Here is a 21,769-nt window from a genome sequence, read left to right as displayed (position 1 = left end):
GCTGAGCGAACCCGCCCCCGCAACCCTGCTGGGAACCTGGCTGCTGGTCACCCCTGCTGATCAGGCCGATTCGGGTCTGACCGCCCGCAGCGTCCAGGCCCTGACCGACGCCGGCGCTCAGGCGCTGCATGTCGAGATCGCCCCCGGCGAGTTGGACCGGCAGTCACTCCGCGACCGGATCGTCCGAACCCTGGACGAGGCCGGGGACGGTCTCCCGGCCGGGATTGTGTCCCTGCTGGCCCTGGATGAAGCTCCGCTGACCGGGTCGCCCATCGTGCCCAGTGGTCTCGCAGGAACGATGGCGCTGGTCCAGGCCCTGGGCGACGCCGGGATCGACGCGCCGCTGTGGATGCTGACATCAGGCGCGGTGGCGGCGGTCGCCGGTGAGGTACCGGTCAGCCGGGTGCCCGCTCAGTCGTGGGCCTTCGGGCGAGTTGCGGCCCTGGAACATCCGGACCGCTGGGGCGGACAGATCGACCTGCCTCTGTCGTGGGATGCGCGCACCGCCAATCGCTTGGTCGCTGTCCTGGCCGGTTGTGGTGAGGACCAGGTCGCCATCCGATCCAGCGGTGTCCTGGGTCGGCGTCTGGTCCGGGCGCCGCAGTTGGCCCGTACGGCGCCGCAGTGGAAACCCGCCGGCAGTGTCCTGGTCACCGGCGGTACCGGTGGCGTCGGCGGGCATGTGGCGCGCTGGCTGACCGCGCGGGATACCGCCCGGGTGGTGCTGTCCAGCCGGTCCGGTCCGGTCGCGTCCGGTGCGGCGGTGCTGGCCGCCGAACTGGCCACGGCTGGTACGACCGTGGACGTCCTCGCCGCTGATGTCGGCGACCGGGCCCAGACAGCCGGTCTGCTGGCCTGGATAGACCGGCACGGCCCCGCACTGAGCTCGATCATGCATGCCGCCGGCGCAGCCCCCGGCGGACCCCTCGATGCCATGGTGACGGCGGACCTGACCGAAGCACTGCAGGCCAAGGCCGGTGGCGCGACGTACCTGGACGAACTGACAGCGGACAAGGACCTGGACGCGTTCGTCGTCTTCTCCTCCGGCGCCGCGGCCTGGGGCAGCGCCCGGCTCTCCGGCTACGCGGCTGCGAACGCCGCAATCGATGCTCTGATCGAGGATCGCCGCGCCCGTGGTCTGGCCGGAACGTCCGTCGCCTGGGGGCTGTGGGGCGGCGGCGGTATGGGCGGCGGGATCGCCGGGGAAGTGCTTCAGCGTCTGGGGGTGCGCGAGATGGCCCCCCAGGTGGCCGTCGGCGCCCTGGCGGCGGTCCTGGACGCCGGCGAGGCGCTGGTCGCGGTCTCGGACATCGACTGGGACCGGTTCGCCACCATCTTCACCGTCCAACGGCCCAGCCCCCTGCTGGCCGACCTGCCCGAGGCCCAGCAGGCGCTCAGCGACTCCGCGCCGTCCGACGACGGTGCGGAGCCGACCGGGACGGCGCTGGGGCAGCGGCTGGAGGGACTCGGCCGGGCCGAGCAGATCCGGCTCCTCACCGACCTGGTCCGGGCCGAGTCCGCCGCGGTCCTCGGTTATGGATCGGTCGACGCCGTACCGGCCGACCGGGCGTTCAAGGACCTCGGCTTCGACTCGCTCACCGCCGTCGACCTGCGGACCCGGCTGAACACGGCGACCGGGCTGAAACTGCCCGCCACCCTCGTCTTCGACTACCCCACGCCCACTGTCCTGGCGGAGTTCATCCGCTCCAAGGCCGTCAACGAACAGACCGACTACGCCGTCGCGGTGGCCGAACTCAAGAAACTGCAGGCCGTCCTCTCCAGGATCACCTGGAACAACGAGGAGCGCTTCGACATCACGTCCCGGCTCGAATCAATCGGCCAGGAACTGCGCGCCCAGGAAGACGGCGACGACCAGCGCACCGATCAGGAGCTCGAGTCGGCAACCGACGACGAGATGTTCGACTTCGTCGAAGCAGAGCTCCGCGCCGCCGACTTCGATTGATTCACACATACTTCTTAGGGGTAGTTGAACATGGCTGCGGTTGAGAACGAGGACAAGCTTCGTGACTACCTCAAGCAGGTAACCACCACGTTGCGTCGTACCCGCAAGAGGCTTCGCGACCGCGACCGCGAGCCGATCGCGATTGTGGGCATGGGCTGCCGATTCCCGGGCGGTGTACGGGAACCGGAGGAGTTCTGGAACCTGATGGCCGCCGGGACCGACGCGATCTCCGGATTTCCGTCGGACCGGGGATGGGACCCCGAAGGCCTGTACGCCGGAATAGGTGACGAGGCGTCAACGACACGCGTGGGCGGATTCATCTATGACGCGGCCGACTTCGACCCCGGGTTCTTCGGGATCAGTCCGCGTGAGGCCATCACCATGGATCCGCAGCAGCGGCTGCTGCTGGAGACCGCCTGGGAGGCGATCGAGCGGGCCGGAATCGACCCGCTGTCACTGAAGGGCACCGCGACCGGTGTTTTCGCCGGCGCCGGGTTCGGTGCCTACGGCAGCGGTCTGGCCGAAGAGGGCGGCTCCGAGGGCTATCTGATGATCGGTAGCCTGACGTCGGTCATCTCCGGACGCGTCTCCTACACCCTCGGGCTGGAAGGCCCGGCGGTGACCGTCGACACCGCCTGCTCGTCCTCCCTGGTGGCCTTGCACCTGGCCTGCCAGGCGCTGCGGTCGCGCGAGTGCTCGATGGCCCTGTCCGGTGGCGTGGCCGTGATGTCCACTCCTGGTGCGTTCGCGGAGTTCTCCCGTCAGCAAGGGCTGGCTTTTGACGGCCGGTGCAAGGCATTCGCGGCCGACGCGGACGGCATCGGCTGGGGTGAGGGCGCCGGGATGCTCGTCCTGGAGCGCCTCTCCGACGCGCACCGGAACGGCCACCGGGTGCTGGCTGTCATCGCCGGCAGTGCGATGAACCAGGACGGTGCCAGCAACGGTCTGACCGCGCCGAACGGCCCGTCGCAACAGCGGGTGATCCGGACCGCGCTGGCCAATGCCGGGCTGCGTGCGGACCAGGTGGACGCGGTCGAGGCGCACGGGACCGGCACGGTGCTCGGTGACCCGATCGAGGCCCAGGCGCTGCTGGCGACCTACGGTCAGGACCGCGAGGACGACCGGCCGTTGTGGCTGGGTTCGGTGAAGTCGAACATCGGCCACACCCAGACCGCAGCCGGTATGGCCGGGATCATCAAGATGGTGCTGGCTCTGCAGCATCAGGAGTTGCCGCGCACGCTGCATGCCGATGAGCCCAGTCCGCACGTGGACTGGACGGCGGGCGAGGTCCGGCTGCTGCACGAGCCGGTCGCCTGGCCGGCCAACGGCCGTCCCCGGCGCGCAGGCGTCTCGGCCTTCGGAGTCAGCGGCACCAATGTGCACGCCATCCTGGAGGAAGCCCCGCCGGTGGCCGAGGTGGTCGCCGAGGCCGACCCCGACGATCCGGCTGCGGAAGACGCCGACCGGGAAGAGACGGAGAAGGTCGGTGCCGGCCTGCCGGTGCTGACCGGCACCGTCCCGGCCTGGCTGGTGTCGGCCCGGAGCACGGCCGGGCTGGCCGCGCAGGCGGGCCGACTGGGCGAGTTCGTGCTGGCCCGTCCCGAACTCGAAGCCGCAGAGGTCGCCTGGTCGCTGCTCACTACCCGGTCGGTCTTCGAGCACCGGGCCGTGGTCCTGGGCCAGGAGCGGAGCGAGTTGCTCTCCGGACTGTCGGCGGTTGCCGCAGGCCGGCCGACGGCAGGTGCCGTCACCGGGGTGGTTCCGGCCGGCGGCGGTCCCGGCCGGGTGGTGTTCGTGTTCCCGGGGCAGGGCAGTCAGTGGGTCGGGATGGGCCGGGAGTTGGCGGCGTCGTCGCCGGTGTTCGCGGCTCGGCTGGCCGAGTGCGAGCAGGCGCTGGCGCCGTACGTGGACTGGTCGTTGGGCGATGTGCTGGCCGGTCGTGACGGTGCGCCGGGCTTCGACCGGGTGGACGTCGTCCAGCCGGTGCTGTGGGCCGTCATGGTGTCCTTGGCGGCGGTGTGGCAGGCCGCAGGCGTCGAGCCCGCCGCTGTGGTCGGGCATTCGCAGGGTGAGATCGCGGCGGCAGTGATCGCCGGGATCCTGTCGCTGGAGGACGCCGCCAAGGTGGTGGCCCTGCGCAGCCGGGCGCTGATCGCGCTGTCCGGGCGCGGCGGAATGCTGTCCGTCGCCGAACCTGTCGCCGCCGTGGAGGCGCGGATGGCGCGGCTCGTGATCCTCGACGGTCAGGCTTCGGTGGCGGCCGTGAACGGCCCTGCTGCGACGGTGGTCTCCGGTGACCTGGAGGCGCTGGCCGCGATCCTCGCCGACTGCGAGCGTGAGGGGGTCCGGGCCAGGATCCTGCCGGTGGACTACGCCTCGCACGGCTCCCAGGTGGACGAACTGCGCGAGGAGATCCTGGACCTACTGGACAGCGTCGCCCCGCAGCCGGGCCGGCTGCCGATGGTGTCGGCGATGACCGGCGAGTACCTGGAAGGCCCCGAGCTGGACGCCGGGTACTGGTACGCCAGCCTGCGGGCGCGTGTGCAGTTCTCCCGGGCGGTCGAGGTGCTGGGCCGGGCGGGTCACGGGGTGTTCGTCGAGAGCTCCGCGCATCCGGTGCTGACAGCGTCCATCTCCGCAACGCTGGAGGAGCTCGCGAACCCCGAGGAGACCGAGGGCATCTCCCTGTCGGAGCCGATCGTGGCCGGGACGCTGCGCCGGGACGACGGCGGCCCGGCTCGGTTGCTGGCCTCGCTGGCCGAGGTTCACGTGCGCGGCGTGGCCGTCGACTGGACCACCGTCGTACCTGCGGCGGCGCGGGTGGAACTGCCGACCTACCCGTTCCAACGGCAGCGGTTCTGGCCCAAGCCGGTTCCGGCACCGGTCGCCGTCGGCGGTGGCACCGGCTCCGCGGCCGAGGCCCGGTTCTGGTCCGCGGTCGAGGCCGGTGACCTGGACGGCCTGTCCCGGGTGCTCTCGTTGGACGGCACGGCACTGGGCACCCTGGTGCCGGCCCTGGCCTCGTGGCGGCAACGGGAGCGGGACGAGTCGCTGACGGGGGACTGGCGGTACCGGGTCTCCTGGATGCCGGTCCGCGAACCGGCCCCGGCGGTGCTGTCGGGGACCTGGCTGCTCATGGTTACGGCCGGACTCGCCGGCAGTGATCTGGCGTCGGCCTGCGAGCGGGCCCTCGGCGAGCGTGCGGCGCGGGTGCTGGTCGCCGAGGTCGCCCCGGGTGAGGTGACCCGGTCGAGCCTGGCCAGGAGGATCAGCGAGACCCTCGCCGCGCCGACGGACGACGGCCTCCCGACGGAAGCCTCGCCGGCGGGCGTGCTCTCCCTGCTGGGGTTGGACGAGTCGCCGCTGCCCGACCAGCCCGTGGTGCCGTCCGGTGTGGCCGGAACGCTGGGACTGCTGCAGGCGCTCGGCGACACCGGGACCACCGCGCCGCTGTGGGTGCTGACCCAGGGCGCTGTCACGACCGGCGACGGCGATGTGCTGGCCAGTCCGACCCAGGCCCAGGTGTGGGGTCTGGGGCGGACGGCGGGGGTGGAGCATCCGGACCGGTGGGGTGGTCTCATCGACCTGCCGCCGGTCCTGGACGACCGGGCCGCAGCTCGGCTTTCCGGGGTGCTCGCAGACCGGAGCGAGGATCAGGTGGCGATCCGGGCGGGCGGGGTTCTGGCCCGCCGTCTGGTCCGGGCCGCTCCCCGGCGCAACGGCGAGGGAGCATGGAGGCCGCGCGGAACGGTCCTGCTGACCGGTGCCAGCGGTGCGATCGGCCCGGACCTGGCTGCCTGGCTGAGCGACTCCGGGGTCGAGCACGCGGTGCTGGCCAGCCGCCGGGGAGCGGCGACGCCCGGCGCAGCCGTGCTCGCCGCGATCCTCGCCGAGGCCGGATCGGCGGTGACCATGGTCGCCTGCGATGTCGTCGACCGGGATGCGGTGGCCGGCCTGCTGGCCTGGATACCGACGATTGCCCCGCCGCTCACCACGGTGATCCACGCCGCGGTCGCGGTCGAGTTGACGGCCCTCGACGAGGCGGACGTCGACCAGCTGGCCCTGGCGCTGGGCGCCAAGGTCGTCGGCGCCCGGCATCTGGACGAACTGACGGCCGATCTGGACCTGGACGCCTTCGTCCTGTTCTCCTCCATCACCGCGACCTGGGGCGTCGGCGAGCACGGCACCTACGCCGCCGCCAACGCCCACCTGGACGCGCTTGCGGAGAAGCGGCGCGCCCGGGGCCTGCCGGCCACGTCGGTGGCCTGGGGGGTCTGGAGTTCCGGCGGACGGTTCGACGAATCCGAAGCAGCCGGTGCATCCGTGTCGGAGCGGCCGCAGAGCCTGGTCCCGGAACGCCTTCGGCGCCAGGGGCTGCGGCTGCTGGCCCCGGAGCGAGCGCTGACCGTGCTGGGCCAGGTGCTCGCCGACGACGAGACCGTCCTGTCGGTCGCAGATGTCGACTGGCCGCGCTTCTCCGCCGTGTTCAACGCCGTGCGTTCCTGGCCGCTGCTGCAGGAGATCCCCGAGGCGCGGCAGCTCGACTCCGGCCCGGCCGGCACTGCGGCGGTGGCCTCGGGCGAGGCCGCGGCGCTGCTGGAACGTCTGGTCGGAGTCTCGGCCGGGCAGCGGGAGCGGATCGTCACCGACCTGGTCGGCAGCCATGCGGCAGCCGTCCTGGGCCACGCCTCCGCCGACGAGGTGGAGGCCAAGCGGGCATTCCGGGACATGGGCTTCGACTCGCTGACGGCGGTGGAGCTGCGCGGCAGGCTCAACCAGGCCACCGGTCTGCAGCTGCCGTCCACGGTGGTGTTCGACTATCCGTCACCGGTGATGCTGGCTCGGCAGATCGTGGCCCAGCTGATGGGCACTCAGCAGTTGATGGCGACCGAATCGCGGGTCGTCCCGGTGTCGGCCACCGATCCGGTGGTGATCGTGGGCATGGGCTGCCGGTTTCCGGGCGGGGTGGACAGCCCGGAGGCGCTGTGGCGGCTGCTCGCGACCGGTGGGGATGCGATCGGGGGTTTCCCGGAGGACCGGGGCTGGGACATTCGTGGACTGCTCGACGCGATCCCCGGCCAGGCGCTGGCGTCCGTCACCAGTGAGGGCGGGTTCGTCGCAGGGGCGGCCGACTTCGACCCCGCGTTCTTCCGGATCAGCCCGCGTGAGGCGCTGGCAATGGACCCGCAGCAGCGGCTGCTGCTGGAGACCGCCTGGGAGGCGCTGGAGCGCACCGGGCTCGACCCGCAGTCCCTGCGCGGCTCGCTGACCGGTGTCTTCGCCGGTGCGGCCTCGTCCGGCTACGCCGCGCAGACCGGCTACGGCGCCGGCCTGGACGGCTCGGAGGGGCACCTGCTCACCGGCAATGTGACCAGCGTGATCTCCGGCCGGATCTCCTACACGCTCGGCCTGGAGGGCCCGGCTGTCACCGTCGACACGGCCTGCTCGTCGGCGCTGGTGTCGCTGCACCTGGCCGCGCAGGCGCTGCGGACCGGTGAGTGCGACCTGGCGCTGGCCGGTGGCGTCATGGTGATCACCGATCCGGCGGAGTTCATCGGCTTCTCACAGCAGGGCGCGCTGGCCCTGGACGGTCGCTGCAAGGCGTTCTCGGCCGACGCGGACGGCATGGGCCTGTCCGAGGGCGCCGGGATGATCGTCCTGGAGCGGCTCTCGGACGCCCGCCGCCACGGCCACACCGTGTTGGCCGTGGTCGCCGGCAGTGCCATCAACCAGGACGGCGCCAGCAATGGCCTGACCGCCCCCAACGGCCCCTCGCAGCAAAGGGTGATCCGCGCCGCGCTCGCCAGTGCCGGCCTCGGCACCGCCGACGTGGACGCGGTCGAGGCCCATGGCACCGGTACCCGGCTCGGCGACCCGATCGAGGCCCAGGCGTTGCTGGCCACCTATGGTCAGGACCGCCCGGAGGGACGTCCGCTGTGGCTGGGCACGGTGAAGTCCAACATCGGCCACGCCCAGCAGGCTTCCGGCGCGGCCGGGATCATCAAGATGGTGCTGGCCCTGCAGCACGGTCTGCTGCCGGCCACGTTGCATGCTGACGTGCCGTCACCGCAGGTCGACTGGACCGCCGGTGACGTCCGGCTGCTCAGCGGGCCGTTGGACTGGACGGCCGGCGACCGTCCCCGCCGGGCCGGGGTCTCGGCCTTCGGCATCAGCGGTACCAACGCCCACATCATCCTTGAGGAAGCACCGCTGCCGAGCGCTGCCGAGCCGGCCGTGCCGGACCCGTCAGTGCTGTCCGCCGCCCCGGCCTGGCTGTTGTCCAGCCAGACCGCGTCCGGACTCGTCGAGCAGGCCCGGCGGCTGGCCGAAGACCTCGCCATCCGCCCCGACCTCGACCCCGTCGATGTCGGCTGGTCGTTGGCGACCACCCGTTCCCTGTTCGAGCACCGCGCCGTCATCACCGGCACCGACGGGGACGAACTGGCCGCTGGGCTCCGCGCGTTGGCGGCGGAGGAGCCCGCTGCCGGGGTGGTGACCGGGGTGGCCGGAGGCGCTGGCCCGGTGGTGTTCGTGTTCCCGGGGCAGGGCAGTCAGTGGGTCGGGATGGGCCGGGAGTTGGCCTCGTCGTCGCCGGTGTTCGCGGCCCGGCTGGCCGAGTGCGAGCAGGCGCTCGCGCCGTACGTGGACTGGTCGTTGGGAGATGTGCTGGCCGGTCGTGACGGTGCGCCGGGCTTCGACCGTGTTGACGTGGTGCAGCCGGTGCTGTGGGCCGTGATGGTCTCGCTGGCCGAGTTCTGGCAGGCCGCAGGGGTGGTTCCGGACGCGGTGCTGGGGCACTCGCAGGGCGAGATCGCGGCAGCGGTGGTCGCCGGTATCCTCTCGCTGGAGGACGCCGCCAAGGTGGTGGCGCTGCGCAGCCGGGCACTGATCGCGCTGTCCGGACGCGGCGGGATGCTGTCCCTCGCCGAACCGGCCGAGGCCGTGGCGGCGCGGATCACGCGCTGGAACGGCCGGATCTCGGTCGCGGCGGTGAACGGCCCTGCGGCGACGGTGGTTTCGGGTGAGCCGGAGGCCCTGGCCGAGCTGCTCGCCGACGGCGAACGGGACGGCGTCCGGGCCAGGATGCTTCCGGTGGACTACGCCTCGCACGGGCCGCAGGTCGAGGAGATCCGCGACGGGGTGCTGAGTCTGCTGGGGACGGTCGCGCCGCGACCCGGCGTCATCGCCATGGTCTCGGCGCTGACCGGCGAGTTCCTGGACGGCCCGGAGCTGGACGCCGACTACTGGTACGCCAGCCTGCGGGCGACCGTGGAGTTCTCCCGTGCCACCGAGGTGCTGGGCCGGGCCGGCTACGGGGTGTTCATCGAGACCTCCGCACACCCGGTGCTGACCGCCGCTGTCACCGACACCCTGGAGAACCTTCGGCAGGAGTCCGAGGCCGACGGGAGCGCAGGCTCCGTGCGGGAGCCCATCGTCACCGGCACCCTGCGCCGGGACGACGGCGGGCCGGTCCGGGCGCTGGCCTCGCTGGCGCAGGTCCACGGCCGCGGCGTCTTCGTGGACTGGACCGCGGTGCTGCCGGTCGGCGAGCGGATCGACCTGCCGACCTATGCGTTCCAGCGCCAGCGGTACTGGCCCAAGTCGGCCCCGGCCGCGGCTCCGACCGGCCCGAACACCATCCCTGCGGCCGACAGCGCCTTCTGGGCCGCCGTCGAGGGCGGCGATCTGGACAGCCTGTCGCAGACCCTGGCCGTCGACGGGCAGCGGCTGCGCGAGGTGCTGCCCGCGCTGGCCGCCTGGCGGCAGCGCGAACGCGGTGAGTCGACGGTCGCCGACTGGCGCTACCGGATCGCCTGGGCCCCGGTCACGGTGCCCAACTCGGCCACGCTGTCCGGGACGTGGCTGGTGGTCGCCCCGTCCGACGAAGCGGCCGCGCACCGCGGCGAGCACTGCGTCCAGGCGCTGACCGACCACGGCGCACGGGTGCTGCTCGCCGAGGTCGGCGTGGGTGAGATCGACCGCCGGGTGCTGGCCGACCGGATCGGCGAGACTCTCCTGGCAGCGGAGGACGACGAGAGCAGTCCGGTGACCGGAGTGGTGTCGCTGCTGGCGCTGGACGAGGCGCCGATGGAGCGGTGGCCGGTCGTGCCCGGTGGTCTGGCCGGGACGATGGGCCTGGTCCAGGCGCTGGGCGACGCCGGGATCGGCGCGCCGCTGTGGGTGCTGACGTCGGGTGCGGTCGCTGCCGGAGCCGGTGATGTGGCGACCGGCCCGGTCCAGGCGCAGACCTGGGCCTTCGGCCGCGTCGTGGGTCTGGAGCATCCGGACCGGTGGGGCGGCCTGGTCGACCTGCCGCGGGTGTGGGACGCGCGCTCGGCCGATCGGTTGGTCGCGGTCCTGGCCGGATGCGGCGAGGACCAGGTGGCGATCCGGTCCGGGGGAGTGCTGGGCCGGCGGCTGCTGCGCGCACCGCGGCCGCGTCCCGGTGGCCGGTGGCTGCCTGGTGGCAGCGTGCTGGTGACCGGCGGTACCGGCGGCGTCGGCGGGCATGTGGCCCGTTGGCTGACCGGTCGCGGCGCGGCCAGGCTGGTGCTGTCCAGCCGTTCGGGTCCGGCCGCGGCCGGGGTGGCTGCTCTGGCCGCCGAACTGGCCGCCGCCGGAACAGCGGTGGCCGTGGTCGCCGGTGACATCGGCGAGCGCGCGCAGGTGGCCGGTCTGGTGGACTGGATCGGCGCGACCGGACCGTGCTTGAGCTCGGTGATGCATGCCGCCGGGGCCGGTCTCGGCGGACCGATCGACGGCATGGTGGCATCGGAGCTGGCGGACGTGTCGCAGGCGAAAGCCGGCGGCGCCGCGTATCTGGACCAGGCCACCTCCGGACTCGACCTGGACGCCTTCGTGGTGTTCTCCTCCGGCGCGGCCACCTGGGGCAGCGGTCAGCTGGCCGGGTACGCGGCGTCGAACGCGGCACTGGACGCCCTGGTCGAGGACCGCCGGGCCCGTGGGCTGGCCGGGACCTCGGTCGCCTGGGGCCTGTGGGGCGGCGGCGGTATGGGCGAGGGACCGGCCGGGGAACTGCTGCAGCGCCTCGGCCTGCGGGAGATGGACCCGGAGCCGGCGATCGCGGCGCTGGCCGGGGTGCTGGACGCGGACGAGGCCCTGGTCGCGGTCTCGGACATCGACTGGGCCCGGTTCGCCCCGGTGTTCACCGTGCAGCGGCCCAGTCCGCTGCTGGCCGATCTGCCGGACGCCCAGCGGGCCCTCAACGGTCCGCCGGACTCCGACGACGACGCCAGGAAGGCCGGGACGGCGCTGGGACAGCGGCTGCTCGGCCTGAACCGGCCGGAGCAGAACCGGATCCTCACCGACCTGGTCCGGGCCGAGGCCGCCGCCGTGCTCGGGCACGCCTCAGTGGAGGCCGTACCGGCCGGGCGGGCCTTCAAGGACCTCGGCTTCGACTCGCTCACCGCCGTCGACCTGCGCACCCGGCTGAACGCGGCCACCGGCCTGCGGCTCCCGGCCACGCTCGTCTTCGACTACCCCACCCCGACCGTGGTCGTCGGATTCCTGCGCGCCGAACTGCTCGGCGCCCTGGGCGAGTCCGCGCCGGCGGCGCCGGCATTCGCGGCCGCCGACCCCGGCGAGCCGATCGCCATCGTCGGCATCGGCTGCCGCTACCCCGGCGGATCCGCCACCCCGGACAGCTTCTGGGAGTTGATCGCCACGGGCACTGACGCGGTCTCCGGCTTCCCGTCCGACCGGGGCTGGGACGCCGACCGCCTCTACGGTGCCGCCCCCGCAGCCGGGACCTCCACCACCCGCCAGGGCGGATTCGTCTACGACGCCTCCGGGTTCGACGCCGGGTTCTTCGGCATCAGCCCGCGTGAGGCGCTGGCGATGGATCCGCAGCAGCGGCTGTTGCTGGAGACCACCTGGGAGGCGCTGGAACGGTCAGGCATCGATCCGCACTCGCTGCGGGGCAGTCAGACCGGTGTCTTCGCCGGGGCCACCTACTCGGCCTACGGCGTCGGCCTGGCCCGGAGCAGCGGCTCCGAGGGCTACCTGCTCACCGGGAACGCCACCAGTGTGATCTCCGGCCGGGTCTCCTACGCCCTGGGCCTGGAGGGCCCGGCGGTCACCGTCGACACGGCCTGCTCGTCGTCGCTGGTCGCGCTGCACCTGGCCGGTCAGGCCCTGCGCTCGGGGGAGTGTTCGCTGGCCCTGGCCGGCGGGGTCACCGTGATGGCGACGCCCGGAGCGTTCGCCGAATTCGCCCGCCAGCAGGGTCTGGCCGGCGACGGCCGGTGCAAGTCGTTCGGCGCGGACGCCGACGGCACCGGCTGGGGTGAAGGCGCTGGTGTCCTGGTGCTGGAACGGCTCTCCGATGCCCGTCGCAACGGGCATCGGGTGCTGGCTGTGGTGCGTGGCAGTGCGGTGAATCAGGACGGTGCGTCGAACGGGTTGACGGCGCCGAACGGTCCGTCGCAGCAGCGGGTGATCCGGGCGGCGCTGGCGAGCGCGCAGTTGTCGGCGTCGGATGTCGACGTGGTGGAGGCGCACGGGACCGGGACGGTGCTGGGTGACCCGATCGAGGCGCAGGCGCTGCTGGCGACGTACGGTCAGGACCGTTCGGAGGAACGGCCGTTGTGGCTGGGGTCGGTGAAGTCCAACATCGGGCACACCCAGGCCGCGGCCGGAGTGGCCGGTGTGATCAAGATGGTGCTGGCCCTGCAGCACGACGTGCTGCCGGTCACCCTCTTCGCCGACGAACCGTCCCCGCACGTGGACTGGTCCGCGGGCGAGGTGCGCCTGCTGACCGAGCCGGTGCCCTGGCCGGCGAACGGCCGTCCACGGCGGGCGGGCGTGTCGGCGTTCGGCGTCAGCGGCACCAACGCCCATGTGATCGTCGAAGAACCGCCGGCCCTCGCCGACGATGCAACTCCTGCGCAGCGGCCGGCGCCGGTGCTGGATCCGGCCCCGTCCGCGTGGTTGGTGTCCGGCCAGTCGGCTGCCGGTCTGGCCGCCCAGGCCGGACGGCTCGCCGACCACCTCTCCGCCCGTCCGGAGCTGGATCCGGTCGATGTCGGCTGGTCGCTGGCCCGGAGCCGGTCGATGTTCGAGCACCGAGCCGTCATCACCGGCGATCTGGCCTCCGGACTGACCGCGCTTGCCCTGGGCGCGCCCGCGGCCGGGGTGGTCCAGGCGGCGGTCTCCGCCTCCGGGGCCGGCCGGGTGGGCTTCGTCTTCGCCGGGCAGGGAGCCCAGCGGGCCGGGATGGGCCGCGAGCTCCACGCGGCATCCCCGGTCTTCGCCGAGGCGTTCGATCACGCCTGCGCACTGCTGGAGGCCGAGACCGGCGTGCCGATCCGGGACGTGGTGCTGGGTACCCCTGCGGACGGCGACGACCGGGCCACCCAGACCCTCTACGCCCAGACCGGGCTGTTCGCGGTCGAAATGGGGCTGGTCGCCCTGCTGAAGGCGGCCGGGATCGTCCCGGACGCGGTTGCCGGACACTCGGTCGGGGAGATCGCGGCTGCCCATGCGGCCGGTGTGCTGACGCTGGCCCGGGCCTGCCGACTGGTCGCGGCCCGGGCGCGGCTGATGCAGGCCCTTCCCGAGGGCGGGGCGATGGCGGCCATCGCCGCCGGCGAGGCCGAGCTGTTCGCCACGCTCGAGGGCAGGTCCGGGGTGTCCGTCGCGGCCGTCAACGGCCCGTCGGCCACGGTGGTTTCGGGCGACGCGGACGAGGTGGACGCGCTGGTCGAGGTGTGGCGGGAGCGCGGGCGGAGGGTGCGCCGACTGCGCGTCAGCCACGCCTTCCACTCGTCCCTGATGGACCCCGTGCTGGAAGAACTCGGCACGGTGGCCGCCGATCTGGAGCATGCGCCGCCCACGGTGACCTGGGTCGGGGCGCTGACCGGTGAGCTGATCACCCAACCGGATGCCGACTACTGGGTGGACCAGGCAAGGCAGCCGGTCCGTTACGCCGACGCGGTCGCGACGATGGCCGCCCAGGGCGTCACGGTGTTCATCGAGATCGGCCCGGACGGGACGCTGTCGGCCATCGGCGAGGGAACGGACACCGAGGCCGCATTCATCCCGGTGCTGCGGGCGGACGCTGACGCCGCGACAGCTGTGCTGGCCGCCCTGGCCCGTTCCCATGTGCGCGGGGTGGACGTCGACTGGTCCGCGATCCTGCCGACCGGTCAGCTGGTGGAACTGCCCACCTATGCCTTCCAGCACCAGTACTACTGGCCGAAGCCCACGCCCGTAGCGGCTCGTGGCGGTGACGGGACCGGATCCGAGGCTGAGGCGCAGTTCTGGGCCGCGGTGGAACACGGCGATCTGGCCGGACTGGCCGGGGCCCTGGAGATCGAGGGGGAGCGCCCGTTCAGCGAGGTGCTTCCGGCGCTGGCGTCCTGGCGGCAGCGCGACCGGGAGGAGTCGCTGACGGCCGGCTGGCGCTACCAGGTCTCCTGGACCCCGCTGCCCGACTCGGCTCCGGCGAAGCTCACCGGGGTCTGGCTCGTCGTCACGGCGAGTGGTTCGGAGCTGACCGGGGCCTGCGCAGAGGCCCTGACCGGGTCCGGAGCCCGGGTGGCCCTGGCCGAGGCCGCTCCGGGCGAGGTGGATCGTGGCGGCCTGGCTGACCGGATCCGGCAGGCACTCACCGACGAGCAGGGCAGGGTGGCCGAAGCCGCCGGGGTGCTGTCGCTGCTGGGCTTCGACGAGGAGCCGCTCAGCGACTCGCCGGCCGTCAGCACCGGCCTGGCCGGAACCCTGGGCCTGGTCCAGGCCCTGGCCGACCTCGGCATCCAGGCCCCGGTCTGGGCAGCGACCACCGGAGCGGTCGCGACCGGCCCGGGCGAGACGCTGACCAGCCCGGTCCAGGCCCAGATCTGGGGCCTGGGCCGGATCGTCGGACTGGAGCACCCCGACCACTGGGGCGGCCTGATCGATCTGCCGCCGGCTCTGGACGAGCGCACCTCGGCCCAGTTGGTCGCCGTCCTGGCCGGATCCGCCGAGCGCGGCGAGGACCAGATCGCGATCCGTGGCAGTGGAATCCTGGGCCGACGACTGCTTCCGGCCCCGCAGCCGCACGGAAACGGCGCTTGGACGTCCTCGGGGACCGCCCTGCTCACCGGCGGCACCGGGGCGATCGGCGGACGGGTGGCCAGTTGGCTGGCCGGGCGCGGCGTTCCCCGGGTCGTGCTGGTCTCGCGATCGGGAGCCCGGGCCTCCGGTACGGCCGAGCGGGCCGCTCGGCTGGCTGCCGGGGGCACCGCCGTCTCGGTGGTCGCCTGCGACACGGCCGACCGGTCCGGGTTGGCCGCACTGCTGGACCGGATCGACGGGAGCGGGCCCGCCCTGCGGTCCGTCTTCCATGCGTCCGGCGTCCCGCAGGGCGCCCTGGTCGCCGACACCACGGTCGGGGACCTGGCCGGCGCCGCGCTCGCCAAGACCGCCGGGGCCGCGCACCTGGACCGGCTCACCGCCGATCGGGAGCTGGACGCCTTCGTGGTGTTCTCCTCCGGGGCCGCGATCTGGGGCAGCCGGCTGCAGGCGGCCTACGCAGCCGCCAACGCCTACCTGGACGCGCTGGCCGAGAACCGGCTGGCCCGCGGACTGCCCGCGACCTCGGTGTCCTGGGGCCTGTGGGGCGGCGGTGGGATGGGCGAGGGCGAGGGCGGCAGCCAGCTGCAGCGGCTCGGCCTGCGGGACATGGACCCCGAGCTGGCCATCGGCGCGCTGGCCACCGTCCTGGACCACGGCGAGGGCCTGGTCACCGTGGCCGACCTGGACTGGGACCGGTTCGCCCCGGTGTTCACCCTGCACCGGCCCAGCGCACTGATCAGCGAACTTCCGCAGGTCCGGCTGGCATTGTCGGAGTCGGCCGACGTCGACAGTGACACCGCGGGTGCCGCCTCCGCGCTGGGACAGCAACTCCAGGGCCTCACCCGGGCCGACCAGGACCGGATCCTCACCGACCTGGTCCGGGCCGAGGCGGCGCTCGTCCTCGGACATCCCACGCCCGACGCGGTGGAGGCGGGGCGGGCGTTCAAGGACGCCGGCTTCGACTCGCTCACCGCCGTCGAGCTGCGCAACCGGCTGCACACGGCCACCGGTCTGAAGCTCCCGGCCACCCTGGTCTTCGACTACCCGACCCCGGTCGCACTGGCCGAGCACCTCCGGGGCGCCCTGATGGGCGGGCAGACCAGGGAACTGATCCAGGTTCAGGCGGCGGCGACGTCCGACGAACCCATCGCCATCGTCGGGATGAGCTGCCGCCTGCCCGGTGGCGCGGACTCCCTCGACGACTTCTGGACGTTGCTGACGACAGGTCAGGACGCCGTCTCCGGCTTCCCGACCGATCGCGGCTGGGACGCCTTCGGTTCCGCCGCCGACATATCCCGCTCGTTCACCCCGGTCGGTGGATTCGTCTACGACGCGGGCGAGTTCGACCCCGCGTTCTTCGGCATCAGCCCCCGCGAGGCGCTGGCCATGGACCCCCAGCAGCGGCTACTGCTGGAGGCCTCGTGGGAGGCGCTGGAACAGGCCGGAATCGACCCCGGATCGCTGCGCGGCACAGCAGCCGGAGTGTTCGCCGGCGCCTGGTCGTCCGGCTACGGGATGAACCTGCAGCCGTCCGGCGACACCGCCGGCACCGAGGGCTACTTCCTCACCGGCAGCGCCACCAGCGTGATCTCCGGACGGGTCGCCTACACGCTGGGGTTGGAGGGCCCGGCGGTCACCGTGGACACGGCCTGCTCGTCGTCCCTGGTCGCGCTGCACCTGGCCTGCCAGTCGCTGCGCTCGGGGGAGTCCTCGTTGGCCCTGGCCGGCGGGGTGACGGTGATGGCGACGCCCGGAGCGTTCGCCGAGTTCGCCCTGCAGCAGGGCCTGGCCGGGGACGGCCGGTGCAAGTCCTTCGGGGCCGGCGCCGACGGCACCGGCTGGGGCGAGGGCGCCGGTGTGCTGGTGGTGGAACGGCTTGCCGACGCCCGGCGCAACGGGCACCGCGTGATGGCGGTGGTTCGCGGCAGCGCGGTGAACCAGGACGGCACCTCCAACGGGTTGACGGCGCCCAATGGCCCGTCCCAGCAGCGGGTGATCCGTACCGCTCTGGCCGACGCCCGGCTGACGGCCGCCGACGTGGACGCCGTCGAGGCACACGGGACCGGTACGGTCCTCGGCGACCCGATCGAGGCCCAGGCGCTGCTGGCCACCTACGGACAGGAGCGGAGCGGCGAACGGCCGCTGTGGCTGGGTTCGGTGAAGTCCAACATCGGTCACACCCAGGCAGCCGCGGGCGTTGCCGGGATCATCAAGATGGTGCTGGCGATGCAGCACGAGGCCCTGCCGGTCACGCTGCACGCGCAGCAGCCGTCCCCGCACGTGGACTGGGACTCGGGCGAGGTGCGGCTGCTCAGCGAGCCGGTGCCGTGGCCGGTGAACGGGCGGCCGCGTCGGGCCGGGGTGTCGTCCTTCGGGGTCAGCGGCACCAATGCGCACATCATTCTGGAGGAACCGCCCGCCCTTGAGGACCTGTCAGATCTCATCGGACCGAGTGACGAGGACGGATTCGGCCCGGAGACCGAGAAGGCCGCGCTGCCGGTGCTGACCGGCGCCCCGACGGCCTGGCTGGTATCCGGCAGGACCGCCGCCGGACTGGCTGCACAGGCACAGCGGCTGGCCGGGTACCGGCAGGCCCGACTGGAACCGAGGGTCGGTGAACTCGCTGACGTCGCCTGGTCGTTGGCGACCACCCGGGCGGCGTTCGAGCACCGGGCCGTGGTCATCGGCACGGGGGCCGGCGAACTGCTCGCCGGGCTGGGGGCGGTGGCGGTCGGCGATCCGGCCGCCGGAGTGGTGACCGGGACGGTGCCGGCCGGCGACCGGCGCACGGTGTTCGTGTTCCCCGGCCAGGGCTCGCAGTGGGTCGGGATGGGCCGGGAGTTGGCGGTGTCGTCGCCGGTGTTCGCGGCGCGGCTGGCCGAGTGCTCGCAGGCGCTGGCGCCTTATGTGGACTGGTCGTTGGACGAGGTCCTGGCCGGTGCCGAGGGGGCGCCGGGTCTGGACCGGGTCGATGTGGTGCAGCCGGCCCTGTGGGCGGTGATGGTGTCGCTGGCGGCGGTGTGGGAGGCGTCCGGGGTCCGTCCGGATGCGGTGGTGGGACATTCGCAGGGCGAGATCGCGGCCGCCTGCGTCGCCGGGATCCTCTCCCTGGAGGACGCCGCCAGGGTGGTGGCGCTGCGCAGCCAGGCGCTGACGGCGCTGTCCGGGCGTGGCGGCATGCTGTCCGTCGCCGAGTCGGCTGCGGCCGTGGAAGCACGGCTGGCGGCCTGGGACGGTCGGCTGACGGTCGCGGCGGTCAACGGGCCGGATGCCACCGTGGTCTCCGGTGACCCGGACACCGTCGAGGAGTTGGCGGCCGCATGCGAGCGTGACGGCGTCCGGGCCCGGATCCTGCCGGTGGACTACGCCTCGCACGGACCGCAGGTGGACGCCATCCGCGACGAGGTGCTCACCGCGCTCGCCGGGATCACCTCCCAGCCGGGCCGACTGCCGATGGTGTCGGCGATGACCGGGGAGTTCGTCGACGGCTCACAGCTCGGGGTCGACTACTGGTACGCGAGTCTGCGGGCGCCGGTGCGCTTCTCGGCGGCGGTCGAGGAGCTCGGCCGGGCCGGGTACCGGGTGTTCGTCGAGTCCTCGCCGCACCCGGTGCTGGTCGCTGCGGTCTCGGCCACCCTCGAACAGGTCGACGGCGGCTCGGACCGGACGCCGGCGGTGGCCGGAACACTGCGCCGGGACGACGGCGGTGCGGCCCGGATCCTGCAGTCGCTGGCCGAGGTCCATGTGCGCGGGGTGGGCGTGGACTGGTCGGCGGTCCTGCCCACCGGGCAGCGGACCGACCTGCCCACCTACGCCTTCGAGCACCAGCGCTACTGGTCCCGGATGTCCCTGGGTGGAGCCGGGGACGTGCGGTCGGCCGGGCTGGGCGCGGTCGGACACCCGCTGCTGGGCGCGTCGGTCGAACTGGCCGGCGGGGGAGGAGTGGTGCTGACCGGACAGCTGTCGTTGCGCTCGCAGCCCTGGCTCGGTGATCACGCCGTCGGCGGCACGGTACTGCTGCCGGGTACCGCCTTCGTGGAGTTCGCGGTCCGGGCCGGCTACGAGGTCGGGTGCGCCAGGATCGTCGAACTGACCCTGGCGGCCCCGCTGGTGGTGCCGGCCATCGGTGCGGTCCAGGTCCAGGTCACGGTCGGTGCGCCGGACCTGGACGGCCAGCGGAGCGTCGAGGTCTACTCCCGCGCCGACGGCGCGGACGGTGTCCCCTGGGTCCAGCAGGCCAGTGGACGGCTCGCGCCGGACCTGCCCGCTGTCCTGGCGTCGCCCGCCGACTTCCTGATCTGGCCGCCCGAGGACGCCGAGTCCGTGGACGTCTCCAGTCTCTACGAGGTCCAGGCCGCAGGCGGCTACGGCTACGGGCCGGTCTTCCGCGGACTGCGGGCGGCCTGGCGGCGCGGCAGCGACGTCTTCGCCGAGATCGCCCTGCCCGACGACGCGGCGTCCGACGCCGCCCGGTTCGGCATCCACCCGGCGCTGCTGGACGCGTCGCTGCACGCGGCCGGTCTGCTCGCCGACACCGACCCTTCGGGCGAACTGGGCGGCGTGCGGCTGCCGTTCGCGTGGACCGGGGTGTCGCTCCAGGCGTCGGGCGCGGCCACACTGCGGGTCCGGCTCTCGCACGGCAGCGCCGGAAGCCTGGTCCTGGACGCGGCGGATGCCACCGGGCAACCGGTGGTGTCGGTGGAGTCGCTGGTGCTGCGGCCGATCGCGGCCGGTGCGCTGCAGGCCGCCGCGAACGGTTTGCGCGACGCGCTCTTCAGCGTCGAATGGATTCCGGTCGGCGGCGCGGAAGCGGCCGCTGCGGGCAGGTGGGCGCTGATCGGCCCCGACCCGTTCGGGATCGGCGCGGCCGGCGCGACGCTGGAGGCATATCCGGATCTGGCCGCTCTGGTCGAGACGGTCGAGAACGGTCTGCCCGCGCCGGATCTGGTGCTGGTCGAGATCGACGGCGGCACCGCTACGGGTCCCGGTGTCGCCGGGACTGCGCGACTGGTCGTCGGTCGGACGCTAGGCCTGGTCCAGCAGTGGCTGACGCTGCCGGCCCTGTCGGAGGCCCGGTTGGTGCTGGTGACCCGGGGCGCGATCGCGGCGCAGCCCGGGGAGCCGGTGACCGATCCGGCCGCCTCCTCGGTGTGGGGGCTGATCCGTTCCGCGCAGTCGGAGGAGCCGGGCCGATTGGTCCTGGTCGACCTTCCGGCGGACGGCAGCGCGGAGGCCGGCGGGCAGCTGGCCGCAGCCATGGCCTCTGCCGAGCCCGAACTGGCGATCCGTCGGCAGGCTCTCTACGGAAGGCGGCTGACCCGCCCGGCGAGCCTGCCGGAGCCGGACGCCGACCTCAGCGGCACCACGCCCGAGCCGGGTCGCCGGGCCGGAACCGTCCTGATCACGGGCGGGACCGGCATGCTGGGGGCCCTGTTCTCCCGGCATCTGGCGGCGACCGGGCGTGCCGAGGAACTGGTGCTGCTGAGCCGCTCGGGCCCGTCCGCCGGAGGTGCCGCCCAGTTGGCCGCCGACTGCGCCCAGGCAGGTGTCGGTGTGCGGATCACGGCCGGTGACGCCGCCGACCGCCCTGCTCTGGCGGCGGTGCTGGCCCGTACCGAGGGCACGCTGACGACAGTGCTCCACACTGCCGGAGTCCTGGACGACGGCGTGATCGGGTCGCTGACGCCCGATCGGATCGACACGGTGATGCGGCCCAAGGCCGACGCGGCCTGGAACCTGCACGAGCTGACCCTGGATGCCGATCTGGACGCCTTCGTCCTCTTCTCGGCGGGTGCCGCTACCTTCGGCGCCCCAGGGCAGGGCAACTACGCGGCAGGGAACGCCTTCCTGGACTCCCTGGCCGCCCACCGCCGTGCGGACGGACTGCCGGCGGTCTCGCTGGCCTGGGGGCTGTGGGCCCAGGCCAGCGCGATGACCGGGCACCTCAGCGCCGGTGACCGGCAGCGGGCCGGCCGCAGCGTGATGAGTGAGATCACCGCGGAGGACGGCCTGGCCCTGCTGGATCTGGCACTGGCCCGGGACGAGGCGCTGCTGGTGCCGGCCCGACTGAACGTGGCCGCGCTGAGGGGCCAGGCGGCTCGGGGCGACCAGTTGGCGGCGGTCTGGCGCAGTCTCGCCGGAAATCCGCTGCGGTCCGCATTCACCGCCGACCGTGCGGAAGCAGGACGGCTGTTGCGGGAGCAGTTGAACGCAGCCAGCGAATCCGACCGCGACCGGATACTGTTGCGCCTGATTCGAACGCATGCGGCCGCCGTTCTCGGTCATTCCTCGGCGGAAGCCGTGGGAGCCGGAAAGGCTTTCAAGGATCTGGGTTTCGACTCATTGACTGCTCTGGAGCTACGCAATCGCCTGAACGCTGCCACCGGGCTGAAACTGCCCGCCACCCTCGCATTCGACTACCCGACACCGGCTGTTCTCTCCGATTACCTCAAGCAGGAGGTCGGCGATGACAAGGTCGGTTCGGGATCGGCTGCCCTGGACGAAATCAGCAGGCTCGAAGAACTGGTCAAGGGAATTTCCTCCGGTGATGGTACACGTACTGCTCTCGCTGCACGTGTGAAAGCTCTGCTGGTGACATTGGAGAGCGATCACGGTGCGACGGCCGGCGACGCGGCCGACAACGATCTCAAAGCAGCCACGGTCGAGAACATCTTCGAACTTCTCGACAACGAGCTCGCCGACTAACGAGTGTCAAGGCTGACGCCGGGA

At 73.0% G+C, this 21,769-nt stretch carries 2 protein-coding genes; both read left to right on the top strand.

The genetic code is table 11. The features are described from left to right. The coding region (locus TR46_RS32285) for a type I polyketide synthase (RefSeq protein WP_042408952.1) at window positions 1–1,963 on the top strand (1,963 nt) is incomplete at its 5' end. A 30-nt stretch (window positions 1,964–1,993) separates the two neighbouring features. Then, entirely contained in the window at window positions 1,994–21,745 is a 19,752-nt protein-coding gene (locus tag TR46_RS32280; protein ID WP_063770724.1) for a type I polyketide synthase, read from the top strand. Window positions 21,746–21,769: the final 24 nt, after the last annotated feature.

The sequence above is a fragment of the Streptacidiphilus carbonis genome (assembly GCF_000787775.1).
Lineage (GTDB): Bacteria > Actinomycetota > Actinomycetes > Streptomycetales > Streptomycetaceae > Streptacidiphilus > Streptacidiphilus carbonis.
The sequence above is the reverse complement of the archived record's forward strand: the minus strand, read 5'-3'. Positions and strand labels throughout refer to the sequence as shown.

Coding starts and splice junctions, on each gene's coding strand:
- TR46_RS32280 (WP_063770724.1), top strand. CDS start 1,994: ATGGCTGCGGTTGAGAACGAGGACAAGCTTCGTGACTACCTCAAGCAG.